Below are 26509 nucleotides of genomic sequence, written 5' to 3'. Positions count from 1 at the left end.
TCGGGCGGTAGAGGCGCGCTACTCTTCTGCGTCGGGCGCCGGTTGGAAGGCGCGCCGCATCCACGGGCGAACGGCACCCGGCTTGATCTTTTCCAGCAGTTCCAGCCGGCGCGCCTGCCGGATTTCGAGGCTGAGTGTCAGCAGCCCCGAGCGATTTCGCTTGAAGATGCCCGGCGTCATTCCGAAGAAGGCCTTGAACTCCCTGATCCGGTGCGCCTCGTCGAAAAAGCGCAGCAGGATGTCCTCTTCCTCCTTGTCGGCGACGCCGCACAGCCGGGCGGCCAGGTCGAGAATGCGTGCGCGGCGCATGACCTGCTTGGGGTTCAGACCGAAATCCCGTTTGACCGCGCGTTCGAGCGTCCGGACCGAAACGTTATGTGCCTCGGCGAAGTCATGGATGCTTTCATTCGGGTCTTCGAATGCCTGCAATTCGAAGGCCTGCGACAAGGGGTCTGGCGGAGGCGGGTCGATTACCGCGATACGGGTGGCAAGCCAGTCCTCGAGCCGTTCGAGCCATTGTTGCGGGGTGATATCCGGCGAATACAGGCCGGTAACTTCCTCGTCGCGGATGCCGGTCGACGAGATCGTCTGGATCCGGTCGACCATGGCTGCTTCCTCCAAGCCGAAGAGCGTGTGCAAGGCGCCCGGGCGAAGCATGAGGCCGGCGACCTTGATACCGCCGCAATAGCTTAGCGGCATTGCCCGCGAGTGCTGGCCGCACAGGAAGGTCGCGTCGCGTATGGCGAGCAGTCCGTCAGCCGTTTCGACGCTCCAGTCCACGTCGACCGCGCTTCGCAGGTAGGAAGCGTCATTGCACAGCAGGCCATGCAGGGTGGTGTCGCGAGGGCCTTCCGCGACCGCGACGATCGCCCTGCCGACCCACGGTTCGAGACGCTCGACCGCCGGCCGGTTGAAGGCGAGCGGAACGCCGTCTTCGGTGGCTCCGGTCTTGGGTTCGAGAGTTGTTTGCTCGTTGTGAATCGCGTTTTGCCCCTGCGCACGCGACCACTCGCAGACGTCTTTACTCTCTTGCAGCCGGATGGGCAATTTATGCCTTGGTGCGGGCAGCGGCGCCCTTTGGTATCGGCCTAAGTTGCGAACAGCATCGCGTCGTCGGCGAAGGCCTTCATCTCCAGCGCATTGCCGCTCGGGTCGCGGAAGAACATCGTCGCCTGTTCGCCCGGCTGGCCCTTGAAGCGGATCGTGGGTTCGATCGCGAACTCCACCCCCGCAGCGGTCAGCCGGTCGGCCAGCGCCTGCCAGTCCTCCATCGTCAGGACCACGCCGAAATGCGGGACCGGGACATCGTGCCCGTCGACCGGGTTGCTCGCGCGGTCGCCGCTCTCGCCGCCGGTATGCGCGACGATCTGGTGACCGTAGAAATCGAAGTCGATCCATTCGTCCGAGGACCGCCCTTCCGCGCAGCCCATCAAGCCGCCGTAGAACGCGCGGGCTTCTGCAAGATCGCGGACGGGAAAGGCGAGGTGGAAGGGGCGCAGGGTCATGGCGCCTGACTAGCTCCATCGGCCACTCACGGAAAGTCGTGTTGTTCAGCCTCGACAGTGTAATCCTGAACCTCTAACCCGCGCATCCGAAAGGTGGGTTCATGAAGATCATCATCGGCAACAAGAACTATTCGAGCTGGTCGCTGCGCGGCTGGCTCGCGGCCAAGCAGTCGGGCCTCTCGTTCGAGGAAATCGTCGTGCCGCTGTTCGGCGAAAACTGGGAAGCCAACAAGAAGGGCGACGACATCCAGCCCAGCCACGGCAAGGTCCCGCTCCTGTGGGACGACGAGATCGTGGTGTGGGATAGCCTCGCCATGCTCGAATACCTCGCCGACAAGGTCGGGCGCGACCGCTTCTGGCCGAAAGAGGATGCGGCGCGCGGCATGGCGCGATCCATGGTTGCCGAAATGCACAGCTCCTATGCCGCTCTGCGCAGCGAATGCCCGATGAATGTGCGCAAGCGCTTCGACGGCTTCGAGCCGAGCGAGGCCTGCAAGGCCGATATCCTGCGCATCCTCGGCCTGTGGGCGGAAGCGCGTAGCCGCTTCGGCAGCGGCGGGCCCTATCTCTTCGGCACCTTCGGGGCGGCGGACATCTTCTTCGCCCCCGTCGTGTCGCGGTTCATCAGTTACCAGATCCCCGTCCCGGGCTTCGCCGCCGCCTATATGCAGGCGGTGTGGGAGCACGACTGGATGAAGGCGTGGATCGAAGCATCGGAAAACGAAGAATGGGTCATCGAGCAATACGAAACCGTTTCCTGATCGCATGTGCGGCGCTGCTCGCGCTGCTTCCGGCACAGGCGCAGGCCTGGGGCTTCTTCGCGCACCGGACGACGGCGGAAATTGCGCTGGAGAACGTGACGCCGGAAACCCGCGCCAAGATCGAGCGGCTGCTGCGTGCGGCGCCCGAACTCGGCACGCCGGAATGCGATCTCGCCAGTCTCGAGGATGCGAGCGTCTGGCCCGATTGCGTGCGCCGGACCCGCTGGCGCTGGGGCTATACTGCCGCCTGGCATTACCGCACCGCGCCCGTGTGCGAGGCCTATAACCCGCGCCGCAACTGCTCGGGCGGCAATTGCGTGACCGCGCAGATCGAGCGGAGCCAGCGCCTGCTGGCCGACGAAAGCCTGCCTGCGCATATCCGGCTCGAAGCGCTCGCTTTCATGGTCCACTTCATCGGCGATGTTCACATGCCGCTTCATTCGGGCGACCACGAGGATCGCGGCGGCAACGACATCGACACCGCCTATGGCATTGCGCCCGGTCTCAACCTGCACTGGATCTGGGACGGGCCGCTGGCAGAGCGTGCGATCACCTCATCGCCCGTGCCGATGGTGCGCCGCTATTCCGCCGATGAGCGTGCGGAACTGGGTGGCGGCAATCCCGACGAATGGGGCCGCGAAAGCTGGCAGACGAGCCGCGATTTCGTTTATCCGAACGCCTTCGACCGGCCGGCGTGCGAGGGCGAGGACCTGCCCGACGAAACCGCGCTGACGCAGGAAGACATCGAGCGTGCGATTCCCATCTCGCGCCAACGGGTCGCGCAGGCGGGTATCCGTATGGCGGAATATCTCGAACAGGCCTTCGCGCCCGGACCTCTGCCCGAACCGGAGAGCAACTAGGGAACGCGCTTGGTCGGGTAGGGCGTTCCGTCCTTCCTGAAATAGCCTTCGGGCGTGAAGACCATGTCGATATCGGGGTATTCCCCCCGGTCCGTGTCGCGGTCTCCGCCACTGATGGCGATGAATACGCAAGGGATATCGCCACGGTTGTGGAGGCGGTGACCGTTCTTCTCGCCTGCGGGCCAAGCGAGGATATCGCCCGGCCCGACCGGGATTTCGCCATCGTCCTCGATCAGGATCGCCTCGCCCTGGAGCATGATCACAAGCTCGTCCTGCCCCTCGTGCCAGTGTCGCTGCGAGGAATAGGCACCGGGGTCGAGCACGACATGGCTTGCCCCCAGCTTGGTCAGCCCGCCAACCGGCGCGAGGCGGCGATAATTGCGGCCCGTCACGTCCTCGTCATAAGGTCGCGGATATCCGGTCGCATTGGTCTGGGGGATGGCATCGAGATCGAGCTTGGGCATCTGCGCGTACTCCTGCTAGCGGAGGCAACATGACCGAAGTCCTTGATCTAGCCAAGCGCCTCATGGGTGCCGAAAGTGTCACCCCGGCAACGGGCAGCGTGTTCGACGAGATGGAGGCGTTGCTCGCCCCGCTCGGCTTCGAAGTTCACCGCTTCACTCGCGGCGATGGCGAGGAAGGCACGCCCGAAGCGCCGGTCGAGAACCTGTTCGCAATCCGCAAGGGGCCGGAAGGCTCTAAGCACTTCGCCTTTGCAGGACACCTCGACGTCGTCCCGCCGGGCGGCGGCTGGGCCTCCGACGCATTCGCCCCCGAAGTGCGCGGCGAATTGCTCTACGGACGCGGCGCGGTCGACATGAAGGGCGCGATCGCCTGCATGGTCGAGGCAGTGAAGCACGTGCCGCAGGATGCTGGCACGATCAGCTTCATCATCACCGGTGACGAGGAAGGCCCCGCGCTCCACGGCACGCGCGCGTTGATCGACTTCATGCGCGAACACGGCCACCAGCCCGACTTGTGCCTCGTGGGCGAACCCACCAGCGTGAACCGGCTGGGCGACATGATGAAGATCGGACGGCGCGGATCGGTCAATATCTGGCTCGAGGTCGAAGGGATGCAGGGCCACGTCGCCTATCCGCACCTCGCCGACAATCCGATCCCCAAGCTCGTCGCCATGCTGGCAGAGCTCGACGCGCTGGTGCTGGACGAGGGGACCGACTGGTTCCAGCCCTCCAATCTCGAGATCACCGATCTGGAAGTCGGCAACATGGCGCATAACGTCATTCCGGCGAAAGCCGAGGCGCGCATCTCGATCCGCTTCAACGACCAACATTCGGGTGCCTCGCTGTCCGAAAAGGTCGGCGCGATTGCCGAGAGGCACGGCGGCGTCGCCAAGCCGATCATCTCGGGCGAGCCCTTCCTCACCCCACCGGGAGAGTTCAGCGACATTATCGCGCGCGCGGTGAAGGCGGAAACGGGCGTCGATCCCGAACCGTCCACCACCGGCGGCACGTCGGATGCCCGCTTCCTGCGCGCCGTGTGCCCGGTGATCGAATTCGGCCTCGTCAACGCGACCATGCACAAGCGCGACGAGGCTGTAGCCATTGAGGACCTTTCCACGCTAAGCCGCATCTATACGGCGATCGCGAAAGACGCGCTGGCATAAATACAAGGGACGTGAGGGGACACACATGCTGAAGGTCTGGTTCGAAATTCCGCTGTGGCAGCGCGTGCTGACTGCGCTCATCCTCGGCGTGCTGACCGGCTATGCCTGGGGTCCCGAAGCGGAAAGCATCAAGTGGATCGGCGACTTCTTCATCAAGTCGATCAAGATGTTGGTCGTCCCGCTGATCTTCTTCAGCCTTGTTTCCGGCGTCGCGGCCATCGGCGATTTGCGCAAGCTCGGCGCAGTCGGCGGACGGGCGATGCTGCTTTTCCTCGTCACCGGCCAGATCGCCGTGTGGCTGGGTCTAGCGCTCGGTACTTTCGTCCAGCCCGGCGCGGGCGTGGACACCTCGGCGATTTCCAAGGGCGCGACGCCCGAACCCAATCCGACGACGGCAGTCGACATGATCCTGTCGATCGTGCCCGAAAGCCCGGTACAGGTGATGGCGGACGTCGCGGTGCTGCCGCTGATCGTCTTCTCCATGCTGATCGGTATCGGCATATTGATGGCGGGCAAGGACGGCGAACCGGTCCAGAAGATCTTCGATAGCGGCGCTGTCGTGATGCAGAAGGTCACCATGATCGTCATGGAGCTGACCCCCTTCGGCGTCTTCGCGCTGATGGCATGGGTGGCCGGCACGCTCGGCATGGATGCTCTGGTCAGCCTCGCCAAGCTGGTGGGCCTCAACTACCTCGGCTGCCTGCTGATCATTGCGCTGATCTACGGCAGCATGATCAAGTTCCTCGCCAAGCTCCCGGTCCGCGATTTCTTCCGCGGCATCGTGGACGCGATGGCGGTGAGCTATTCGACCGCTTCGTCCAACGCGACGCTGCCGGTGACGCTGCGCTGCGCAGAGCGCAACCTCGGCGTGTCGAATTCGGTCGCCAGCTTCGTGATCAGCCTCGGCGCGACGATCAACATGAACGGCACCGCGATGTATCTCGGCCTCGCCACGCTGTTCGGCGCGCAGATCTTCGGCGTCGATCTGACGATGGGCGACTATTTCCTGATCTCGATCCTCGCGACGCTGGGCGCAGTCGGTGCTGCAGGTATCCCGGGCGCAGGCCTGATCATGATGGCGCTGGTCTTCGGCGCGGTCGGCGTGCCGCTCGAAACGATCGCCTTCGTGGCCGGTGTCGACCGGATCATGGACATGATGCGCACCACCACCAATGTCAGCGGCGATGCTGCCGTAGCAACGACGGTGGCCGTGATGACGGGCGAGATCGATACGGCCGAGATGATCTCGGCGGACGATGTTTAGCCTCCGTCGCCACAATAGACTTGTTCTTGTGTGCGCCGCACCTGCTTGGCTTTGGTCATGCAATTCGCCGATCGCTGAGAACGCAAAAGAAGCCGAGGCTGAAGGCGAAATCATTAGCAATGAGCTGATGGTCGAAATGTACCCGCAGAGTTTCCGCCCAGGCGATCCTGAGTATCTTGAACGTGATTTTGAAGCCGGAGCGGAATTTATTTGCGACGAAATGGAGCGCAAATTTGAGCGCGACGTCTGCGCCGACCCTGATATAAACGGCGACGATAGGAGTCAGCCCACGGCCCGCCGGTACAAGTGCCATGTCGCATGGCCCAGCACCGGCAGCACCACGAACAGCCCCATGAAGAAGGGCAGGATCGCAGCGAACAGTGCCAGCGCGATCACGAAGGCCCACAGCAGCAACACGCCGAAATTGGCGCTCAGCGTCCTGAAGCTGGTGATGATCGCGGTGATGAAATCGACGTCGCGATCGACCAGCATCGGCAGGCTCATCAGCGTGATTGCGTAGAAGACGAAGGCGATCACCGCGCCAATCGCGCCGCCGACTGCGAGCATGGTCAGGCCCATCTGCGAAGTCAGGAAGGCCATGCCTTCGCCAAGCCCTGCGGCCGATGCGAAGATGGCGAAGATCATATGGGCGATGATCACCCAGAAGCTGAAACCGACGAAGATGATCCCGCCCATCAGCAACAATTGCTCGTCGCCGCGGCCGCGCAATGCGCCGAGGATCGTGCTCCAGCTGGTCGGAAGTCCCTGTTCGAGCCTGCGGCTGACTTCGTAGAGACCGACCGCCGCGAATGGCGCGAACAGCGGGAAACCGGCGACCGAGGCGATCAGCCAGCGGGTCTCGCCGCGAACCATGAGCAGGTAGTAGAGGGCCGCGCCAACCACGACATAGAATGACGCGAAGAACAGCCCGTATTGCGGCCGCGCGATGAAATCCCGCCAGCCTTGCCTGACCACTGCTATCAGGTCTCCGGCAGTCAGGTCGCCGGCGACAGGAACGCTGTGGCCATTCGCCTTGGTGTCCATACCCTCTTCCCCTCGATGACGAATTTGCCGCAGTTACGCGTGGTCATCAAGAGGCGCCGGATTTACCTGCCTTTCGGCTTTTCCATCACCTTCTTGCGATAGCTGCAAAGGTCCACCACCGGGCAGCGCCAGCATTCGGGCGTGCGCGCCTTGCAGACATAACGGCCATGCAGGATCAGCCAGTGATGTGCGCCGAGACGGAAGGGCTGGGGCACGCGCTTTTCCAGTTTCGCCTCGACCTGTTCGGGCGTCTTGCCCTTGGCGAGACCGGTGCGGTTCCCGACACGCAGGATGTGCGTGTCGACCGCGAAGGTCTCCTGACCGAACCAGCAGTTGAGCACGACATTGGCGGTCTTGCGACCCACACCGGGCAGCCGCACGAGGTCTTCGCGAGTGTCGGGCACCTGGCCGCCATATTCGTCGACGAGCAGCTGGCTCAGGAGAATCACGTTCTTGGCCTTGGAATTGAACAGGCCGATCGTCTTGATGTGTTCCTTGAGGCCATCCTCGCCCAGCTCAAGCATTTGTTGCGGCGTCTCGACCTCGCGAAACAGCGCGCGCGTGGCCTTGTTCACGCCCACATCTGTCGCCTGCGCCGATAGCGCGACGGCCACCACCAGCTGGTAGCAATTGCCATATTCCAGCTCGGTTTCGGGCGAGGGGTTGTCCTCGGCGAGCCGCCGGAAAAACTCGAAAATCTGGTCCTTGGTCATGCGAGTGCGATCAGCCGATCTCTTCCATTTCGGCAAGCGCTTTCGCCAGCGCCTCGCGCCGGCGCTGCATTGCGTCGGAAAATGCCGCGGCGAAAATGCCGGTCGGCAGCGCCACCAGCAGGACGCCTCCCACTGCGACGAGCGAGCCGACGAGCTTGCCGGCAACGGTGACGGGATAGGCATCGCCATAACCGACTGTGGTCAGCGTGATGACGGCCCACCAGAGCGCGCGCGGGATGCTGCCGAAATTGTCGGGCTGGAGATGGCCCTCAAGCCAGTAGAGTCCGCTCGCGCCGACCAGCAGGAGGCTGAAGGCGAGCGCTGCGCAGACCAGCAGGTCGTAGCTGCGTTCGCGCAAGGCGCCGAGAATCTCGCGCATGGCGGCGGAGAAATGGCCGAGCTTCGCCAGCGCAAAGACCCGCAAGAGGCGCAACAGGCGCAAGGCCGCCGCATTGGCGATGAAGAAGGGTGCGAGGCTGACGATAACGACCGCAAGGTCCACGAGACCGATCGGCGAACGGATGAACTGCCAGCGTTTGGCCCAGTCGGAACCCTCGCCCTCCGTTTCCGGAGCCGCATAGATCCGCGCAAGATACTCGATCAGGAAGAAAGCGCCGAAGGTGATTTCGGCCCAAAGGATTTCCTGGCGGTACTGGTTCAGGATCGTGGGCTCGGTCGAGATCACACCCACGATGACCGCCGCGAGGATCACCCATATCAGGAGGACGTTCATCCCCGTCAGCTTGCCGTCGGGCCACGAACCGATGGTGATCTGGTGATGGAGATATTCGCGCAAGCTCATGGTGTCAGATCCCCAGCACCTCTTCCATCGTGTACCTGCCCGGCTCCTGTTCGCGCAGCCAGCTGGCCGCGCGGACTGCCCCGCGAGCGAAGATCTCGCGGTTCTCCGCGCTGTGTGACAGGGTAATGCGTTCCTGTTCACCGGCGAGGATCACGCTGTGTTCGCCGGCAACGGTTCCTCCGCGAAGTGCGGCAAAGCCGATGGCTCCGGTCTGTCTTGGGCCGGTCTGCCCGTCGCGGCCGCTTTCCGAGTTCTCTGCAAGCTCTATCCCGCGCGCTTGGGCCGCAGCTTCGCCGAGCAGCAGCGCCGTACCCGAAGGGGCATCGACCTTGCGGCGGTGGTGCATCTCGAGAATCTCGATATCCCAGTCGTCGCCCAGTCGCGAGGCGGCTTCGCGCACCAGATGCGCCAGCAGGGTCACGCCGAGCGAGGTATTTCCAGTCTGCAGGATCGGTACCGCGCGCGACGCATCGTCGATCGCCTGGTGATGCTGCGAGCCGAGCCCGGTGGTGCCGATGACGATCGGAATCCCCGCGCCGATCGCGGCATGCAGGTTCGATTGCAGAGCAGCCGGTGCGGAGAAGTCGACCAGCACGTCGCTGACATCCGCCAGCGCACCGACATCGTCGCCCTTGTCGGCACCGCCCGCATAGTCGTGGCCCGATGCCTCGATGACGCGCCGCAGGGCCTCGCCCATTGCGCCCTTGCTGCCGATGACACCTATGTTGGCCATTGCCCCTCCTTGCATTTGTGTGGTTCATGGCTTGAATGGAGAGCATCCGCAACATCATCGTCCTGACCGGCGCAGGCATTTCGGCAGAAAGCGGGATCGACACCTTCCGCGACGCCGGCGGCCTGTGGGAACAGCATCGGGTGGAGGACGTGGCAACGCCCGAGGGCTTTGCCCGCGATCCGCAGCTGGTCCAGCGCTTTTACGATGCCCGCCGCGAGGCTGTGCAGCAGGTCGATCCGAACCCTGCGCACGATGCGCTGGCGCTGCTCGACCAGCGGTGGGAGGGCGAGCTGCTGATCGTCACGCAGAATGTCGATGACCTCCACGAAAGGGCCGGGGCGAGCCGCGTGCTCCATATGCATGGCGAATTGCTGAGCGCGCTGTGCGCGCGGTGCGAGACGCGGCACAAGTGGAGCGAGTCCCTGTTGGGACAACCGGCCTGTCCCGGATGCGGCGAAAAGGCACTGCGGCCCGACGTCGTCTGGTTCGGCGAGATGCCTTACCAGATGGACCGTATCTATGCGGCGCTTCGGCGCGCTGACCTGTTCGTCAGCATCGGTACGAGCGGGGCGGTATATCCCGCCGCAGGCTTCGTACGCGATGCGCGCGAAATGGGAGCGAAGACGCTCGAGCTCAATCTCGAACGCAGCGAGGGATCATACTGGTTCGAGGAATCGCGGCAGGGTCGGGCGAGCAAGCTGGTCCCCGAATGGGTTGCAGAGATGCTGGGATGAGCGGGCTGGACGGAAGCTGTCACTGCGGGAGAGTCCAGCTTGCCCTACACGATAACGTGCCGGAAGTGAGCGAGTGCAATTGTTCGCTCTGCCGCCGCGTGGGCGGCCTGTGGCATTACTGCGCGCCAGAAAAGCTAAAGGTGACGGGAAGCGCCGTCGCATACCGGCAGGGCGATTGCTCGCTCGATACGTGGCATTGCGAAGTCTGCGGTTGCGTCACCCACTGGACGGCAGTCGATCCCGATTACGACCGCGTCGGAGTGAACATGCGGATGTTCGAGCCGGTGGTATGGCAGGATCTGCCGCGCAAGTTCGTCGACGGCGCCAGCTTCTAGCTGCCGCAGCCCTTGCACTCAGGATCCTTGGCGATGGTGAATTGCCGCATGCCGGGCTTCATCCCGTCGAGCAGGTTCACGCGGCCCCATTGCGGGTCGCCATAAGCGCTCACACCGTCGAGCAGGATGCGCACCGCTTGAAGGGCGGCGAAGCTGCCGACCCAGCCCGCCATCGCGCCGAGCATGCCGTCTTCTGCGCAGGTGTCGCAATCCTCGGCATCGAAGGCATCGCCCACGAAACAGCGGTAGCAGGCCTCGTCGTGCAAGTGTCCGGCAAATGCGCCGACCTGTCCCTGGAAGCGGCCGACCGCGGCCGATAGCAGCGGTACACCTGCGGCAACGCAGGCATCGGACACCGCGAGGCGGGTGGCGAAATTGTCGGTCCCGTCGAGCACGAGATCCGCGCCTTCCACGAGCGAGGCTGCTCGCTCTGCATCGATCCTGCGGTCGCTGATTTCGACATCCAGCTCGGGGTCGAACAGCTTGACCCAGCGCTTGGCTGAAACCGCCTTGCCGTGACCGATGTCGCGCTCGTTATAAAGCGTCTGGCGCTGGAGGTTGCTGGCGTCGACCTTGTCGTTATCGACCAGCGTCAGCTTCCCGATCCCCGAGGCGGCGAGGTACTGCAGCGCGGGGCTGCCGATCCCGCCGAGCCCGACCAGCACGAGATGCTTGCCGGCGAGCGCGGCCTGCCCCGCACCGCCGACTTCGGGCAGGACGATATGGCGTGCGAATCGTTCGAGGCGTTCGGGGGACAGGCTCACGTGCTGCGGTCCTCGATCCGCTCTTTCCGGAAACCGTGCATGCCGTTCCACCATTGGAGCGCGATCACCGCGCCTTTCGATGGCTGGAGCAGGCCGATCAGCATGACCAGTGCCAGCGGGATGATGATGGCGAGCAGCGCGAAGGGCGACAGCGTATAGCCCGTGACCAGCGCGATAATGACCGGGGCGAGGAGATGGCCCGTGACGAAAATCCCGACATAGGCGGGCAAATCGTCCGCACGCTGGCCCGAAATGTCGAGCGAGCAGTTCGGGCAGGTGTCCACCGGCTTCAGCCAGCGCCTGAAAAGCTTCGCCTCCCCGCAGCGCGGGCATTTGCAGAGGACGCCGCGCCACAGCGCGCGCGCGAAACTGCCGGGCAGGTCATAGGCCTTCCCGGCGGTATCCGGATTGTCGGTGGGCAAGCTCATGGAGAGCCTGTTGGCATCATGTGGTCAAGCTGTCGACAGGCCTCTGCGATGAGCCTGTCGACGCGCCTCCCTCCCCAAAGGGCGATCCGAAGGGCTTGGGAATTGAGTGCTTAACTTTCGAGCTGGCGCAGCAGGCTGCGAACGTCGCCATCCATGTCCGCATCGCGCTGGCGCAGGTCCTCGATTAGGCGCACGGCATGGATGACGGTGGAGTGGTCGCGTCCGCCGAACTTGCGGCCGATTTCGGGATAGCTGCGCGGCGTGAGAACCTTGGAAAGGTACATCGCTACCTGGCGCGGGCGAACGACGGCACGCGCGCGCCGCTTGCTCGACATTTCGCTGCGGTCGATGCGGTAGAACTGGCAGACCGTACGCTGGATCTCGTCGATCGTGATGCGGCGACGGTTGGCCGAAAGGATGTCGGTCAGCTGTTCTTCGGCCAGCTGGAGCGAGACTTCCTGGCCCGTCAGCTGGGCATAGGCGATCAGCTTGTTGAGGCCGCCGACCAGTTCACGCACGTTGCGCGTGATGGTGCGGGCGAGGAAGTCGAGCACGTCTTCAGGCACGGCCAGCGGCGCGAACTTGGTGAGCTTGGAGTGAAGGATCTTCTTGCGCAGCTCGATATCGGCCGGCTGGATGTCGGCGACGAGGCCCATCGACAGGCGGCTGAGCAGGCGCGGCTCGACACCGTCGAGTGCCTGCGGTGCGCGATCGGCAGCGAAGACGAGGCGCTTGCCCTCGGCCAGCAGCGCATCGATCGTGTAGAGCAGTTCTTCCTGCGCGGAAGCCTTGCCGATGATGAACTGGATGTCGTCCACCAGCAGCAGGTCGAAGCTGCGCAGGCGGGCCTTGAATTCGATCATCCGGTTGGCCTTCAGGGCCTGGACGAATTCGACCATGAAACGCTCTGCGCTGCAATAGAAGATGCGGCTGCGGCTGTGCGTCTGGAGGAAGGTGTGGCCGATGGCGTGCAGCAGGTGCGTCTTGCCCTGGCCGGTGGCGGCCTTGAGGTAGAGCGGGCTGAACTGCGGCTTTTCGACGGCGGCCATGCGCTGCGCGGCGTTGAAGGCCAGCACGTTGGCTTCGCCGGTGACGAAGGCCGCGAAGGTGAGCGAGGCATCGAGGCCGACGCTCGAGGTGAAGCCCGAATCGCCCAGCGTGTCGGCGCCGATCGCCATCATCGAGGTGTCTGCATCATTGGCTGGACGGCGGCCGTCGGTGTGCAGCTGCAGGTCTGCGACCTGGCGGCGTCCCGGGTGGACCGAAATGGCGACCTTGCGCACTTCGCTGCGCGCGATCTTCCAGGCGAGGCTCAGGCGATCGGCGAATCGATCCTTGACCCAGTTCGCGCTGAATTCGGTCGGCAGGAAGAGGTCCAGCGTACCGGTTTCCGAGTCGATCTTGCCCAGCTGGATCGGCTTGATCCACTGGCTGTGAAGTTGGTGACCCAGATCCTTGCGGAGACCCTGGCTGATGTCGGCCCAATCTGCAGCCAGATTCACCGCATCGAGATCTTCCATATCGTCAGTCGCTTTCCGTTTACCGGCCATGTCGCCCGCTTTTGCCATCGTGCTTCAATCCCCCGAGCAGCCCGTCCAAGGGCTAATCCATATTTTGTGTAGCGCCAGGAGGTTCGGCACGGCTCCGCCGTCTCGCAGAATCGGTGTCCGCGAGTTCCCCCCTATTGCCATCGATGTGAAAACCCGGGCTGTCCCCCCCGAGAGTTCCCATTGTGTAGGTCGCGCTCGGGATGAGTCGCAAGGGGGATAACTGTAAAAAAGTCGAAATAAACTTGTTGACTCACCGCTACCCCGCAGACCTTCGTTCATGTGATTGAATTACAACGAAAAGCACTCATTTCCCGGTGCGAATCGCGAGAATTGCGTCACTTATGTGAAGGGGTAACCGGTGTTGCAGTGCAGGTGTGCAGTTGCAGCATGACAAAGGGGCCGCCGCAGGTTGCGACGACCCCTTCAATTTCGTCTCGATCCGGCACAGGCCGGATGCGAATCAGAGCGCGGCGACGCGCTTCGTCAGACGGCTCAGCTTACGCGATGCCGTGTTCTTGTGCATCACGCCGCGCGCCACGCCGCGAGCCATTTCCGGCTGGGCGTTCTTGAGCGCGGTCTGGGCAGCTTCCTTGTCGCCAGCTTCGCAGGCCGTCTCGACCTTCTTCACGAAACCGCGGATGCGGCTCATGCGGGCGCCGTTGATTTCGGCGCGGCGGTTGTTGCGACGGATGCGCTTCTTGGCTTGCGGCGTGTTGGCCATGTCTGTCCTCAATGCAGGCCGCACTAAAGAGCGGCGAAAATCTTGTTTGGTCGTGTCGAAAAGCGGCGGAAGGACCGCCGGAAAGCGGCGCACTTAGCCCCCGACTTGCGAATCGTCAAGCTAAAGCCGGAACCGTGCGCTCCGCCTCCTGTTTGCCTATATGGTAAGCGCACCGCTGCCACACAAGGGAAAGGACCTGCATTGACCGACAAGCTCGAGATGACCGACGCCGAATGGCGCGAGAAGCTGACGCCCGAGCAGTTCCATATCCTGCGGGAGAAGGGAACCGAGCGGGCCTTTACCGGCAAGTACGACAAGAACAAGGCCGAAGGGGAATATCACTGCGCCGCATGCGGCCAGCTCCTGTTCGAAAGCGACGACAAATACGACAGCGGCTGCGGCTGGCCGAGCTTCACCGCGCCTGCCGAAGGCGATGTGGTGGAAGAGCATCGCGACACCAGCCATGGCATGATCCGCACCGAAGTGGTCTGTTCCAATTGCGACGGGCATCTCGGCCACGTCTTCCCCGACGGCCCGGGCGAAACGGGTCTGCGCTATTGCATCAATTCCGCCGCGCTCGACTTCGAGCCGGAAGACGGGGAATAGTTTTCGCGGGCCGCGACGCCGCGTTCACATTCCATTACGTCTCGCCATGCGAGATTGTGGCGGATATGGGGCCAGATGCCGCTCCAAGAGAATTGAGGACATAGGGCCAGCATGACGAAACGAGGCAGCCGCCGCAAAGGGGCAACGCGCGCGGAACGCGCCGCACGCGCTGAGGCGGAAGGCAAGCGGGACTTCAGCACGCTCAAGAAGTGGAGCAAGCGGATATTCGTCTGGGGCGGCGCGGCGGCGCTGCTCGGCGCGCTGTTCCTTGCCATTGCCGTGGCATTCGCCGCGCGGTCGCTCCCCAGCTTCTACCAGCTCAAGGCGACGCAGACCGCACAGACTATTGTCGTGCGCGCGCGCGACGGCAGCGAGCTGGTCGAGCTCGGCCCGAGCTACGGTCGCTGGATTTCCTCGGAAGAGATCCCCCAGGTGATGAAGGACGCGATGATCTCGGTCGAAGACCGGCGTTACTATTCGCATCCCGGCGTCGATCCCTATGGCCTTGCGCGTGCCGTCTATGTCTGGGCAACGGGCGAAGACCGGCTGGGTGCAACCTCGACGATAACGCAGCAGCTCGCGCGCAACGTCTTCCTCAACTCCAACCGCTCGCTTGATCGCAAGGCGCGCGAGGCGGTGCTGGCGATGGCGCTCGAATGGAAGTTCTCGAAGGAACAGATCCTCGAGCTCTATCTCAACAAGGTCTATTTCGGCGGAGGCGCCTACGGCATCGATTCGGCGAGCCGTAAGTTCTTCAGCCACCCGGCGACCGAGCTTTCGACTGCCGAGGCCGCGATTATCGCCGGTCTCGTCAAGGCGCCGAGCCGTTATTCGCCGACCGCCGATGTCGATGCCGCCGTGGGCCGCGCGAGCGTCGTGCTCCGCCTCATGCGCGAGCAGGGCCGCATCACCGCCGATCAGGCCAAGGTGGATGTGTCCGCAGTGAACCTCAAGCAGGAGCAGGGCACCAACTCGGTCCGTTATTTCACCGACTGGGCGCTGCCGCAGCTCGAGCTGCTGCTGCCCGAGACATTCGAGCCGATCGAAGTCTGGACCACGCTCGATCCCGGCATGCAGAAGGCGGCGACGACAGCCGTCCAGGCCAATGCACCCGATGGAGCGCAAGGCGCGCTGGTCAGCCTCGACCGCGACGGAGCGATCCTCGCGCTGGTGGGCGGCACCGATTACGTCGAGACCAATTACAACCGTGCGACCAACGCGATGCGTCAACCCGGCTCGAGCTGGAAGCTCTTCGTCTACCTCGCTGCGCTTGAAGCCGGCTACACGCCGAACGACCGGGTGGTCGATACCGAAGTGTCCATCGGCGGATGGAGCCCGCGCAACTCGAACGGCCGCAATATCGGCGAAACGAACCTGCGCACGGCCTTTGCCTATTCGATCAACACCGTTGCAGCGCAGCTCGGTAACGAGGTCGGTTTCTCGCAGGTCGCGTCGATGGCACGGCGTTTCGGCATCAGCACGCCGATCAACACCTATCCGGCGATGGTTCTGGGTTCGAACGAGGTACGCCTGCTCGACATGACACGAGCCTTTGCGGCCGTTTCGGCTGGCGGGTCCTCGGTCGAGCCTTATGGCATCGTCAAGGTCACCACCGCCGACGGCGAGCTGCTCTACCAGCACCGCAAGGCACGCAGCACGCAGCTCGTGCCCGACCATGTCGCACGCGGCATTACCGACCTGCTGCAGACGGCCGTCCAGACGGGTACGGGCCGCGCGGCGCAGATCGGCAGGCCGGTTGCTGGCAAGACCGGCACGACCAGCTCGAACAAGGACGGCTATTTCGTTGGCTTCTCTTCGGGGATCACCACCGGCGTATGGATGGGCCGCGACGACAACCGCCGCGTCGGCGGGCTGCAGGGTGGACGCGCGCCTGCGCAGGCCTTTGCCGCCTATATGCGCTATGCAGTGAAGGATCGCCCGGTCGAGGAGTTCGACACCGAACTGCAGCTGCCCGAATGGCAGATGGATGCGGAAGACGATTACTTCTTCGGCGATCCCGACGACTATTACTACATCGACGAGCAGGGCAATTTGATCGAGCCCGGTCGCAGCGACCAGCCTGGTGGCAACCTGCCCTTCCCGGGCGAAGGCGGGGTGCAGCGCGACTTCGATGACGAGTTCAACCGTGGCGGCCGTCCGCAACGCGTGCCCGGACCGAGGCCCGAGCCGAGCCCGGGGCGCGGCGAGGATGGGGCGCCCCAAGCGATCGACGATGACTTCCTCGACAATGCGATCGGGCGTGACGAACGGCCGCAGAGACCGGAACCACGGCCCCGAATTTAGGGCGGCCTGACAGCAGGCAAAGAAAAAGGCCCTCCCGGCGCGAACCGGGAGGGCCTTTTCGTTTCGGAGTGAGCCGCCTTAGCGCATGCGCACCGCGATATACTGGGGCGAACCGCCGCGGCGCTGGATGCGCAGCAGGACCGCTTCGCGATCGTCGGCTTCGGCACCACGAATGGTCTTCTCCAGATCGGCCACCTCGACCATCGGGCGATAGTTCGCCGTCAGGATGATGTCGCCGCGCTGGAGACCCTTGCGGGCCGCGTCCGAGTTCTGGTTGACCGATGCGATCACGAGACCGCTGGTGTCGTTGCTCGCACCGAGCTGGCGCGCGATCTGCGGCGTGAGCTCGAGGACCTGGAGGCCGAGGCGTTCCTGGATGACCTCGTTGTCGCTCGGCGCCATGTCGTCTTCCGGCTCTGCATCCGGATCGAACATCTGGCGCTGGCGCAGCTCTTCTTCGCTCGGGCGCTTGCCGACCGTGACATTGAGCGTGCGGCGCTGGCCGTCGCGGATCAGCTCGACCGGGATGGTCGTGCCCGGGGCGACATTCGCTACGAGGAAGGACAGCGTCTGGTCGGGCGTGACTTCACGGTTGTTGACCGAAATCACGATATCGCCCGGCTCGATGCCGGCGCGTTCGGCAGCTTCGCCCGCCTGGACCATCTGCACGATTTCACCGCGGTTGCGGCGCAGGCCGAGCGAGGACGCGACGTCTTCGGTCACCGGCTGGATCTGGATGCCGAGATAGCCGCGTTCGATTTCCACGCCGCGGACTAGCTTGTCGACGATCGGGGCGGCGGTTTCTGCGGGAATGGCGAAGCCGATACCCACGCTGCCGCCGGTGGGCGAGATGATGGCATTGTTGATGCCGATCACATTGCCCTGCATGTCGAACAGCGGACCGCCCGAGTTGCCGCGATTGATGCTGGCGTCGGTCTGGATGTAGCGGTCATAAGCGCCGCCACCGGTCGAGCGCAGGACGCTCGATACGATACCGCTCGTCACTGTACCGCCGAGGCCGAAGGGGTTGCCGATGGCAATCACCCAGTCGCCGACGCGTGCCTGTTCGCTATCGCCGAACTTGACGAAGGGGAACGGTTCGCGGCGGGTGACCTTGAGAACGGCGAGGTCCGACTGCGCATCCGTACCGACCAGCTCGGCATCGTATTCGGTGCCGTCGGGCAGGGTGACCGTGATTTCCTGGATCGACGCGCGACCCGAAGGGCTGACGACGTGATTATTGGTCACGACATAACCGTCTGCAGAGATGATGAAGCCCGAGCCGAGCGACTGGCCTTCGCGGTACTGCGGCTCGTCATCTTCCTGCTGGCCGCGGCGCTGGTTGAACAGGCCTTCGAATGGCGTGCCCTCGAACGGGTTGGTGCTGCGCTCGATCTCGACGCGCTGGCGGGTCGAGATGTTGACGACGGCAGGCTGCAGCTGCTCGGTCAGGTCGGCAAAGCTTTCCGGTGCTCCTGCACGCGGGACCACGCGGGCCATGGTCGAATCGTCGTTCTGGGCGACCTGGGCGCCGGCGGGATAGCCGGCCAGCGAAAGGGCGGCACCACCGGCCAACAGGGCGGCGGTCACGGAATAGGCATAACGCACTGGCTTCACGTCCTCTTCTCAATCCTCTTTATTTCGGCGAACCTTGGTCCCACGCATATCCTATGCCGGACCCGGCTCGCGGTTCCGGCATCAGGACTGCAATTCGGCGCTGAATGCGCCTTGAACGGGCGCATCCGGGCGCGCCGGTCTTCGACGAACCGTCAACGGCGCCCGCGGAACTGCTGCAGATACTCATTGTCCGGCGAAAGGATGATGCTGCTCTCCGCAGTACCGTTCTCGCTGGCGAAGGTCGTATCGTAGCTCTGCATCGCGCGATAGAAGTCGTAGAAACTCGCATCCTTGCCATAGGCATTCGCATAGATACGCGCAGCTTCTGCGTCGGCATCGGCGCGGATGATGCGCGCATCGCGTCCGCCCTCTGCACGGATTGCCCGGGCTTCGCGCTCACGATCCGATTCCATCCGGCGGAAAGCAGACTGGAGCGGGGCGTCGGGAAGGTCGGTCCGCATGATCTTAACATCGACGACCTCGGCACCATATTGGCGGGCCTGGCGGTCGAGATTTGCCGTGACGTTCGACAACGCCGAGCCGCGTTCCGCGGTCAGCATCGACTGGAAGGTGCGGCGGCCAAGTTCCTGGCGCAGGACCGAGTTGAGGATCGGCTCAAGCGCGGAGCGAACCCCGTCGGTCGATCCGGCACGCTCCACCATGCGAACAGGGTCGGTAATCCGGAAGCGCGCATAGGCATTGACGAGCAGGCGCTGCTGGTCGGCCGACAGCACTTCCTCGTCGCTCATTTCGAGATCGAGCAGGCGCTTTTCGACCCGTACGACGCGGTCGACGAAGGGCATGCGCAGGTAGATGCCGGCATCGCTTTGTCCGCCCGGCGTATTGACCGTACGGATCGGTTCACCGGTTCGGATCACAACTGCCTGTTCTTCTTCCGGCACCACGTAGACGCTCATCAGCAAGCCGACGATAGCGACGGCTGCGACGATGATCGAAAGGCGATGATCTTCCCAAAGACGGTTCATCTTACTGGCCTCCCGGTGCGGTTACGGTGGTGGTCGGTTGCGCCTGTTGCGAACGTCGGCGGACCTCGGGAAGCGGCAGATAGGTTGTCACGCCATCCGTTTCGACAATGGTCTTGTCGGTCTTGCTCAGCACCCGTTCCATGGTCTCGTAATAGAGACGCTGGCGGGTGACCTCGGGGGCAAGGCGATACTGTTCGTAGACCTTGTCGAAGGCTTCTGCCTCACCTTCGGCCTGCGAGAGTACCTGCTGCGCATAACCCCGGGCCTGGTTGCGGGCGGCGTCGGCATTCTGCTCTGCGACCTGCACGTCGCGGAAGGCGTCGACCACCTGGCTGGGCGGGTCGGCCTTTTCGATTTCGACACCGAGCACGCGGATGCCGGCGCGATAGCCGTCGAGCGTTGCCTGCATGCGTTCGCGCACGTCGAGCTCGATCGCGGCACGGCCCTGGCCCGAGAAGGTCTCGTCGAGGTTCTTCTCTGCGACCGAGGCGCGCATCGCGGCTTCGGCGGCGTCGTTCACCGTTTCCTCGGGATCGACCACGCGGAACTTGTAATCGGCGAGGTCCTTGATGTTCCAGCGCACGATGTAGCTGAGGTCGACAAGGTTCTGGTCGCCCGTCAGGATGAGCTTGGCCTGGTTGTTGTTACCCGGAATGCGGATCGGGCGGACGCCTTCGACATCCTCGACGTCGACAGTCTCGAACGGGAAGGGGGCGCTGAACTGCAGGCCCGAATCCATCGTGCGGGTGTAATTGCCGAGCGTCTTGACCACGGCCTTCTGCTGCGGGCCGATCAGGTGGACGCTGGTAGCGAGCAGGCCAAGGCCGATGATGCCGACCACGAATACGGGGAACCAGCTCTTGCCGCCGGGGCGCTGCGGGAACTGGAAGCCGGGGCCACCCGGACCGCCACCCTTGCGGCGCGGACCTTCGGGGCCGCGGTTCTTGAAGATGTCTTCGATATTGGGACCACGGCGTCCATCGCCGCCGCCCGAACCGGGCGGGAGCCAGGGGTTGCGGGGACCTTTCCCCTTGTCGCCACCGCTGGAGCCTTTCGCCCCGTCACCGTCATTGCCGGAACCCGAAGAGCCATCGCCCCCCGAACCCCAAGGATTGTTTCCTGCCATTGCGAGGCGGATCCTTTGTCCTAACCCGTCAAAAATTCTCATAAGTGTCTTATAGGAACGCTTCGCAGGAAAAACAGGGGTTGCGGCGCGCTTTTCGATGCGCCAGCAGCTTCGCCCATGAGCGAAAGCCGAATTACCGACAATCTGCCGCCCGAAATCGCAACCCGCGTGACGGGGAGCGTTATCAATGAAGGCCGCGCAACGGTCGTGCTCGATGTCGCGGGGCTGGGCGAGGATGCGCGGCTGGCAATCGAGGCGGATGTGAAGCAGTCGCTGGCAGGCGTCCCGGACATCGCAGACGTGCGCGTGGTCATGACTGCAGAACGCAAGGGTCCGATGATCATTGCCGTCGGTTCGGGCAAGGGCGGTGTCGGCAAGTCGACGCTGACCGCCAATCTTGCGATCGCGCTGGCGAAGAGGGGCGTGAAGGTCGGTCTTGTCGATGCCGATATCTACGGTCCTTCGCAGCCGGTCATTTTCGGCACCCAGGGGCAGAGGCCCGATGCGCGCGACAACAAGCCGATCCCGCTGGAAAGCAAGTACGGCGTCGATCACCTGTCGATGGGCCACCTCGTCGCACCGGGCAAGGCGCTGGCGTGGCGTGGGCCGATGGCGGCAGGTGCTCTCGGCCAGCTGATCGAGGCGCACTGGAGCGAGGATACGCAGGTCCTGCTCATCGATCTTCCGCCGGGTACGGGCGATGTCCAGCTGACCATGGTCCAGAAATTCAAGCCGGCGGGCGCGGTGCTGGTATCCACTCCGCAGGATCTTGCGCTGATCGACGCGGCACGCGCCGGCCAGCTGTTCGATACGGCAGGGGTCCCGGTGATCGGGCTGGTCGAGAACATGTCCGGCTATGCCTGCCCGCATTGCGGCGAAACATCCGATCCCTTCGGTTCGGGCGGTGTCGAGGCCGCGGCCGGACGGCTCGAACTGCCGTTCCTCGGCCGCATTCCCTTGGCCATGGATATCAGGCAGGGCAGCGACGCCGGTGATCCGCCGGCAGCAGGCGACGGCGCACATGCCGAAGCCTTCCATGCGATTGCAGAAAAGCTCGCGACATGGATATCCGCGAGAAGCTGAAGGATATCGAGGTATCGCGGCGCAAGCTGCTGATCGGCGCCGCTGCCGGCGGCGGCCTGCTTGTTGCCTGGACCCTCTGGCCGCGCAGCTACCCCAGTCCCCTGCGCGCTGGTGAAGACGAGGCGCTGTTCGGCGGCTGGCTGGTGGTAGGGCGCGACGGCGTGGTGACGGTCGCCATACCCCAACTCGAAATGGGGCAGGGCATCGGCACGGTGCTGGCGCAGGTCGCGGCAACCGAGCTGGGCGCCGACTGGCGACAGATGGGGATCGAACCGACCGCGCCCGCCGGACATTTCGCCAACCTCCCGCTTGCCGCGCGGTGGTCTCCGCTGTGGTCGAGCATGCCGTCCTGGACAGAGGACCAGGACGACTGGCTGGTCGAGCGCTTCGCGCGCCGCAACGACTTCAACGCCACGGCATGCGGCACCAGCCTTGCCGCTTTCGAGATGCCGCTGCGTCAGGCCGCAGCCACCGCGCGCGACATGCTGACCCGCGCCGCTGCCGAACGCTGGGATGTCGAACCGGAGGAATGCGAGGTTGTCGAGGGTTTCGTCATCAATGGCGAGACGCGGCTTCCCTTCGGCGAACTGGTTGCAGAAGCTGCGGAGCTCGATCCGCCAGATCCGGCACCTATCCGCCCCGTCGCAGCCTTCGAGGAACCGATCCCGGGCGAGGCCGATGGGTCGACGCTCTACCCTCGGCTCGATCTTCCATCCAAGGTCGATGGCACGCATGTCTTCGCTGCCGACGTGCGCCTGCCGGGCATGGTCTATGCCTCGATCCGGCACGGCCCGGTCGGCCTGCCCGAACTGCTCCGCTTCGATGAAAGCAAGGTCGCCGGCATGCGCGGCCTGCGCACCGTAGTGCGCTCGAAACGCTGGATCGCCGCAGTTGCCGACAGCTGGTGGATTGCCGACCAGGCGCTTGCACGCATGAGGCCGCAGTTCACGGGCCCCGGAACGCTCGAACAGATCGTCCTCGATACCGAGATGGAGCGGGCGATCGAAAGTTCGGACGATCTGGCAGAGCGGATCGTCACCATCGGCGACCCTGACGGCATGATGGGTAAGCCCGATCTCGTGCGGCGCTACGGTTTTGCAGCGGCAGCCCATGCGCCTCTGGAAACGGCGAGTGCGACTGCGCGCTACGAGGACGGGCGGCTGGAGCTCTGGATCGCCTCGCAGGCTCCTGCCGCAGCGCGCGATGCGGCGGCCAAGGCGATCGGTATCTCGGCGAGCGACGTCATACTTTACCCGCTCTCAGCGGGCGGCAGCTTCGACGCGCGGCTGGAAAAGCAGCATGCAATCGAAGTCGCGCAGATTGCGGAGCAGGTAGGACGGCCGGTCCAGCTCACGTGGAGCCGCGCGCAGGATTTCCAGGCCGTGCCGCCGCGTCCGCCGGTTTCAGTCGAGGTGTCCGCGTCCAGAGGCGCGCAAGGGCAGCCGGTGGCCCTGCGTACCCGCGTCATTGCGCCCTCCGCCATGCTCGAAACGGGTGCGCGGATGTTCGACAATCTCGTTCCGGAAGCCGCCAAGGACAAGGCAAGTGGCGAGGCCGACCCCTTCATGGTTGAAGGCGCGGTACCTGCTTACGGCATCGGCAATGTGGCGGTCGAGCACGTGCCTGCCACCATCACGCTACCCGTGGGCCGGATGCGCGGCGGGGCGCATGTCTGGACGGCCTTCGCGACGGAGAGCTTCATCGACGAGATGGCGGCAGACGCAGGCCGCGATCCCTTCCTCTATCGCATGGCGATGCTGGGCGGATCGCCCCGCATGGCCGAAACGCTACGCCGCGCGACCAGGCTGGGCGATTGGGACGGCGGACGAGAAGGCTCCGGACAAGGTGTGGCGATGCTGAAGATGGGCGATGACCTGGCGACCGCCGGCTATATCACCTGTGTGGCGCAGGTCGGTGCCGGTGAAGGCCGGGTGCGGGTTTCGCGCCTCAGCGTTGCGGTCGATATCGGTCGGATCGTCAATCTCGATATCGCCCGCCAGCAGATTGAGGGCGGGCTTCTGTTCGGTATCGCCTTGGCTATGGGTAGCCCGCTTGCCTTCGCCGACGGGCACCCGGTGCCCAAGCGGTTCGAAGGGCTGGGCCTGCCGCGCCTCGCCGATTGCCCCGAGATCGTCGTCGACTTCATTTCGAGCGAAGCGGAACCGTTTGACCCCGGCGAACTTGGTGTGGCGGTGGCGGCTCCGGCCATCGCCAATGCCATTCACGCCAGCACCGGTGCGAGACCGCAGCGGCTGCCGCTGTTTTCGGAGGGATTATGACCTGGCAGGAACAAGCACTCCCGGCAGACCATCCGCCGGTGAAATCGGGCCGTATCGGCGTGCTCGTCGTCAATCTCGGCACGCCCGAGGCGCCCGAAAAAGGACCGGTAAAGCGCTATCTTGCCGAGTTCCTTTCCGACCGTCGCGTGGTCGAAATTCCGGCCATCGCTTGGCAGCCGATCCTTCGCGGCATCATCCTCAACACGCGGCCCAAGAAAAGCGCACATGCCTATAAGCAGGTCTGGACCGACGAGGGTTCGCCGCTGGCCGTGATCACGCGCCGGCAGGCAGAGGCCATGCAGGCTCGGTTGGGCGATGGCGTGCTTGTCGACTGGGCCATGCGCTACGGTGCCCCCTCGATACCCGACCAGATGCAGAAACTGATGGATGCCGGTTGCGATCGCATCCTGCTCGCCCCGCTCTACCCGCAATATTCGGGCGCGACCACGGCGACGGTGGTCGACAAGGCCGCCGACAAGCTGCGCGAGATGCGCTGGCAGGCGAGCCTGCGTACGCTGCCCCCCTATCACGACGATCCGGCTTACATCGATGCTCTGGCACAGGACCTGACACGCCAGCTCGACGCGCTCGATTTCGAGCCGGAGGTCCTGCTGCTGAGCTTCCATGGAATGCCCCAGCGGACGCTGGAACTGGGCGACCCGTACCATTGCCACTGCCAGAAGACCGCGCGCCTGTTGCAGGAGAAAATGGCAGGCAGGGTGCCGCGCTACCGCGTCACCTTCCAGTCGCGATTCGGCCCTGCAAAATGGCTCGAACCCGCAACCGATACGGTCATCTCGGAAGAAGCTGCCAAGGGCACGAAGCGCCTCGCCATCGCAGCCCCGGGCTTTTCCGCCGACTGCCTCGAAACGCTGGAGGAACTGGCGATCCAGGGCCGCGAGCAGTTCGAAGAAGAAGGGGGCGAGAAGTTCGCCGCGCTTTCCTGCCTCAACACCTCTGACGCGGGGCTCGACATGCTCGAGACGATTTTGAAGCGCGAGCTTTCGGGGTGGATTAACTTCTGACGATTACTTACACTGAAGTAAGTTGTCAGGAGCTACCTATGGCCACCCTCGCCGCACACGATCCGATCCCGACCCATTGGACCGAAGGAAATCCGAGCCCTGCCGACCTCGCGCACATTCCGGGCGAGGGCGGGCTGCCGCTGGTCGGCAATACCTTCAAGATGCTCAAGGATCCGCATGCCTTCGCGCAGCGCATGGTCGAAACCTATGGCCGTGTTTACAAGAACCGCGCCTTCGGCGGCTGGGTCGTTGCGCTGATCGGGGCCGACGCGAACGAGCTGGTGCTGTTCGACAAGGAAAAGAACTTTTCTTCCGAACAGGGCTGGGGCCCTATCCTGGACCAGCTGTTCCCGCGCGGGTTGATGCTGATGGACTTCGATCATCACCGCGCTGATCGCCGTGCGCTTTCGATTGCTTTCAAGCCGGGGCCGATGCGCCATTATTCGGGCAGCCTGAACCGCGGGATCGCGCAGACGGTAGAAAGCTGGGGCGAGGGGCAGATGCAATTCTACCCGGCGATCAAGACGCTCACTCTCGATCTTGCTGCCGACAGCTTCATCGGCATCGAATGGGGTCCTGAGGCCGACAAGATCAATACGGCCTTCATCGATATGGTGCAGGCAAGTGTCGCACCCGTACGTCATCCGCTACCGTTCACCCAGATGAAGCGGGGCGTCGATGGCCGGAAATTCCTCGTCGACTTCTTCACCAAGGAAACGCATCGCCGACGTGCCGAAGGTGGCGGGCAAGACATGTTCAGCCAGTTTGCGACAGCCGAATACGAGGATGGCAGCCTCATGCCGGTCGACGAGGTCGTCGATCACATGAATTTCCTGATGATGGCAGCGCATGACACGATCACCAGTTCGGCGACCTCGCTCGTCTGGCTGCTGGCCAAGCATCCGGAGTGGCAGGAAAAGCTGCGCCAGGAAATCGAAAGCGTGACCGGTGGCTGCGATGCGAACGGCCGTCCGCGCGACCTCGCCTACGAGGATATGGGCAAGCTCGAACTCACCGAGATGGCGTTCAAGGAAGCGCTCCGCATGGTGCCCCCGGTCCCCTCGACACCGCGCCGCGCGCTTCGCGAGTTCGAATATGGCGGCTACCGCATCCCGGCTGGCCAGCACGTGGGGATCAATGCCCATTTCGTGCATCATGAGGAAGCGCACTGGGATACCCCGCACGAATTCAATCCGATGCACTTCACGCCTGAAAAGGTGAAGGCGCGGCACAAATATGCGTGGGTTCCCTTTGGCGGCGGTGCGCACATGTGTCTCGGCCTGCACTTTGCCTATATGCAGGTGAAGGTATTGATGGCGCAGCTGCTGCCGCGCTACGAAATCAGCCTCGAGCAGCAGCCCGACTGGCAGGCCTGGCCGATCCCTAAGCCGAAGGACGGCCTGAAGATCTCGCTCAAGGCGATTTGATCAAAAGTCGATCGCGATGCCGTCCTTGACCCAGTCGCCGTAGCGCGTCGGGCTCAGCTCCTCGTCGTCGTCGCTCTTTTTCGGCTCGGGCGGCGGTTCGCTGCTCCAGTGTTCGGGCTTCTCGAATTTCTCGGGCCGCTTTGTCGCGCGTTTGGTCATGCTTTTAAAATGCGCAGGCTGGCGCGAAGTTTCAACCATCGCTAGGCGACAAAGCC

At 64.0% G+C, this 26509-nt stretch carries 28 protein-coding genes; 12 read left to right on the top strand and 16 right to left on the bottom strand.

The features are described 5' to 3' along the window. Nucleotides 1-18: 18 nt before the first annotated feature. Both K3165_RS06500 and K3165_RS06495 read right to left on the bottom strand, forming a co-directional pair. Nucleotides 19-1047 (bottom strand): helix-turn-helix domain-containing protein, encoded by a 1029-nt coding sequence (locus K3165_RS06500; protein WP_221547948.1) that lies wholly within the window; start codon nt 1045-1047, stop codon nt 19-21. A 41-nt stretch (nt 1048-1088) separates the two neighbouring features. Further along, the gene (locus K3165_RS06495) at nt 1089-1505 is read right to left on the bottom strand and encodes a VOC family protein (protein WP_221547947.1); all 417 of its coding nucleotides are present in this window, start codon (nt 1503-1505) and stop codon (nt 1089-1091) included. Between the two features lie 101 nt (nt 1506-1606). Between K3165_RS06495 and K3165_RS06490 the strand changes: the two genes are divergently transcribed. Together K3165_RS06490 and K3165_RS06485 are read left to right on the top strand one after the other, a co-directional pair. Next, entirely contained in the window at nt 1607-2266 is a 660-nt protein-coding gene (locus K3165_RS06490; protein WP_221547946.1) for a glutathione S-transferase family protein, read from the top strand. Beyond that, on the top strand, nt 2233-3126 hold the full coding sequence (locus K3165_RS06485) for a S1/P1 nuclease (protein WP_221547945.1): 894 nt from the start codon (nt 2233-2235) through the stop codon (nt 3124-3126). The genes K3165_RS06490 and K3165_RS06485 overlap by 34 nt, the downstream gene beginning before the upstream one ends. On the opposite strand, the gene K3165_RS06480 is transcribed toward K3165_RS06485, so the two are convergent. Continuing rightward, on the bottom strand, nt 3123-3590 hold the full coding sequence (locus K3165_RS06480; protein WP_221547944.1) for a cupin domain-containing protein: 468 nt from the start codon (nt 3588-3590) through the stop codon (nt 3123-3125). The genes K3165_RS06485 and K3165_RS06480 overlap by 4 nt on opposite strands. A gap of 29 nt (nt 3591-3619) precedes the next feature. On the opposite strand from K3165_RS06480, the gene dapE reads away from it, so the two are divergent. Both dapE and K3165_RS06470 read left to right on the top strand, forming a co-directional pair. After that, complete coding sequence (gene dapE / locus K3165_RS06475; protein WP_221547943.1) at nt 3620-4753, top strand: succinyl-diaminopimelate desuccinylase; 1134 nt, start codon at nt 3620-3622, stop codon at nt 4751-4753. Nucleotides 4754-4778: 25 nt separating this feature from the next. Beyond that, nucleotides 4779-6017, top strand: coding sequence for a dicarboxylate/amino acid:cation symporter (locus K3165_RS06470; RefSeq protein WP_221547942.1), 1239 nt, complete (start codon nt 4779-4781; stop codon nt 6015-6017). A gap of 55 nt (nt 6018-6072) precedes the next feature. Here K3165_RS06470 and K3165_RS06465 read toward each other — a convergent pair whose 3' ends face one another. From K3165_RS06465 to dapB, 5 genes are all read right to left on the bottom strand, one after another. Then, the gene (locus K3165_RS06465; protein WP_221547941.1) at nt 6073-6330 is read right to left on the bottom strand and encodes a hypothetical protein; all 258 of its coding nucleotides are present in this window, start codon (nt 6328-6330) and stop codon (nt 6073-6075) included. Further along, nucleotides 6300-7061, bottom strand: coding sequence for a DUF2189 domain-containing protein (locus tag K3165_RS06460; protein ID WP_221547940.1), 762 nt, complete (start codon nt 7059-7061; stop codon nt 6300-6302). Before K3165_RS06460 ends, K3165_RS06465 begins: the two co-directional genes overlap by 31 nt. Nucleotides 7062-7123: 62 nt before the next feature. Continuing rightward, complete coding sequence (nth, locus tag K3165_RS06455; protein ID WP_221547939.1) at nt 7124-7774, bottom strand: endonuclease III; 651 nt, start codon at nt 7772-7774, stop codon at nt 7124-7126. Nucleotides 7775-7784: 10 nt separating this feature from the next. Further along, nucleotides 7785-8576 carry an ion transporter gene (locus K3165_RS06450; protein WP_221547938.1) on the bottom strand — a complete coding sequence of 264 codons (792 nt, stop codon included), beginning with the start codon at nt 8574-8576 and terminating at the stop codon, nt 7785-7787. Nucleotides 8577-8580: 4 nt separating this feature from the next. Then, nucleotides 8581-9309 carry a 4-hydroxy-tetrahydrodipicolinate reductase gene (gene dapB, locus K3165_RS06445; protein ID WP_221547937.1) on the bottom strand — a complete coding sequence of 243 codons (729 nt, stop codon included), beginning with the start codon at nt 9307-9309 and terminating at the stop codon, nt 8581-8583. 35 nt (nt 9310-9344) lie between these two features. On the opposite strand from dapB, the gene K3165_RS06440 reads away from it, so the two are divergent. Together K3165_RS06440 and K3165_RS06435 are read left to right on the top strand one after the other, a co-directional pair. Then, entirely contained in the window at nt 9345-10043 is a 699-nt protein-coding gene (locus K3165_RS06440) for an NAD-dependent deacylase (RefSeq protein WP_221547936.1), read from the top strand. After that, a complete protein-coding gene (locus tag K3165_RS06435; protein WP_486659980.1) occupies nt 10019-10378 on the top strand; it encodes a GFA family protein in 360 nt (119 codons plus the stop codon). Before K3165_RS06440 ends, K3165_RS06435 begins: the two co-directional genes overlap by 25 nt. Here K3165_RS06435 and K3165_RS06430 read toward each other — a convergent pair. From K3165_RS06430 to rpsT, 4 genes are all read right to left on the bottom strand, one after another. Next, nucleotides 10375-11142, bottom strand: a complete 768-nt coding sequence (locus K3165_RS06430) for a HesA/MoeB/ThiF family protein (protein ID WP_221547934.1) — start codon at nt 11140-11142, stop codon at nt 10375-10377. The two genes, K3165_RS06435 and K3165_RS06430, sit on opposite strands and share 4 nt — an antisense overlap. After that, on the bottom strand, nt 11139-11570 hold the full coding sequence (locus K3165_RS06425) for a DUF983 domain-containing protein (protein ID WP_221547933.1): 432 nt from the start codon (nt 11568-11570) through the stop codon (nt 11139-11141). The genes K3165_RS06430 and K3165_RS06425 overlap by 4 nt, the downstream gene beginning before the upstream one ends. Nucleotides 11571-11680: 110 nt before the next feature. Continuing rightward, a complete protein-coding gene (gene dnaA / locus K3165_RS06420) occupies nt 11681-13138 on the bottom strand; it encodes a chromosomal replication initiator protein DnaA (protein ID WP_221547932.1) in 1458 nt (485 codons plus the stop codon). Nucleotides 13139-13580: 442 nt separating this feature from the next. Continuing rightward, a complete protein-coding gene (gene rpsT, locus K3165_RS06415) occupies nt 13581-13841 on the bottom strand; it encodes a 30S ribosomal protein S20 (RefSeq protein WP_221432024.1) in 261 nt (86 codons plus the stop codon). Nucleotides 13842-14042: 201 nt separating this feature from the next. Between rpsT and msrB the strand changes: the two genes are divergently transcribed. Next, nucleotides 14043-14447, top strand: coding sequence for a peptide-methionine (R)-S-oxide reductase MsrB (msrB, locus tag K3165_RS06410; protein ID WP_247713900.1), 405 nt, complete (start codon nt 14043-14045; stop codon nt 14445-14447). A 111-nt stretch (nt 14448-14558) separates the two neighbouring features. After that, nucleotides 14559-16751: a transglycosylase domain-containing protein gene (locus K3165_RS06405; protein WP_221547931.1), complete on the top strand. Its 2193-nt coding sequence runs from the start codon at nt 14559-14561 to the stop codon at nt 16749-16751. A 78-nt stretch (nt 16752-16829) separates the two neighbouring features. On the opposite strand, the gene K3165_RS06400 is transcribed toward K3165_RS06405, so the two are convergent. The 3 genes from K3165_RS06400 to hflK form a co-directional block, all read right to left on the bottom strand. Next, a complete protein-coding gene (locus K3165_RS06400; protein ID WP_221548352.1) occupies nt 16830-18359 on the bottom strand; it encodes a Do family serine endopeptidase in 1530 nt (509 codons plus the stop codon). A 161-nt stretch (nt 18360-18520) separates the two neighbouring features. After that, nucleotides 18521-19354 carry a protease modulator HflC gene (gene hflC / locus K3165_RS06395; RefSeq protein ID WP_221547930.1) on the bottom strand — a complete coding sequence of 278 codons (834 nt, stop codon included), beginning with the start codon at nt 19352-19354 and terminating at the stop codon, nt 18521-18523. Nucleotide 19355: 1 nt separating this feature from the next. Beyond that, entirely contained in the window at nt 19356-20480 is a 1125-nt protein-coding gene (hflK, locus tag K3165_RS06390) for a protease modulator HflK (protein ID WP_247713899.1), read from the bottom strand. Nucleotides 20481-20597: 117 nt separating this feature from the next. Between hflK and K3165_RS06385 the strand changes: the two genes are divergently transcribed. From K3165_RS06385 to K3165_RS06370, 4 genes are read left to right on the top strand one after another with little or no spacing between them, the layout of a single operon-like run. After that, entirely contained in the window at nt 20598-21563 is a 966-nt protein-coding gene (locus K3165_RS06385; RefSeq protein WP_425594396.1) for an Mrp/NBP35 family ATP-binding protein, read from the top strand. Beyond that, on the top strand, nt 21542-23842 hold the full coding sequence (locus tag K3165_RS06380; RefSeq protein ID WP_221547928.1) for a molybdopterin cofactor-binding domain-containing protein: 2301 nt from the start codon (nt 21542-21544) through the stop codon (nt 23840-23842). The genes K3165_RS06385 and K3165_RS06380 overlap by 22 nt, the downstream gene beginning before the upstream one ends. Then, nucleotides 23839-24867: a ferrochelatase gene (hemH, locus tag K3165_RS06375; RefSeq protein ID WP_221547927.1), complete on the top strand. Its 1029-nt coding sequence runs from the start codon at nt 23839-23841 to the stop codon at nt 24865-24867. Before K3165_RS06380 ends, hemH begins: the two co-directional genes overlap by 4 nt. A gap of 38 nt (nt 24868-24905) precedes the next feature. Next, nucleotides 24906-26294, top strand: a complete 1389-nt coding sequence (locus tag K3165_RS06370; protein WP_221547926.1) for a cytochrome P450 — start codon at nt 24906-24908, stop codon at nt 26292-26294. Here K3165_RS06370 and K3165_RS06365 read toward each other — a convergent pair whose 3' ends face one another. Beyond that, entirely contained in the window at nt 26295-26453 is a 159-nt protein-coding gene (locus K3165_RS06365) for a DUF1674 domain-containing protein (RefSeq protein WP_247713898.1), read from the bottom strand. It abuts the gene before it with no gap. Nucleotides 26454-26509: the final 56 nt, after the last annotated feature.

It is taken from the genome of Qipengyuania xiamenensis (assembly GCF_019711495.1).
GTDB lineage: Bacteria > Pseudomonadota > Alphaproteobacteria > Sphingomonadales > Sphingomonadaceae > Qipengyuania > Qipengyuania xiamenensis.
The sequence above is the reverse complement of the archived record's forward strand: the minus strand, read 5'-3'. Positions and strand labels throughout refer to the sequence as shown.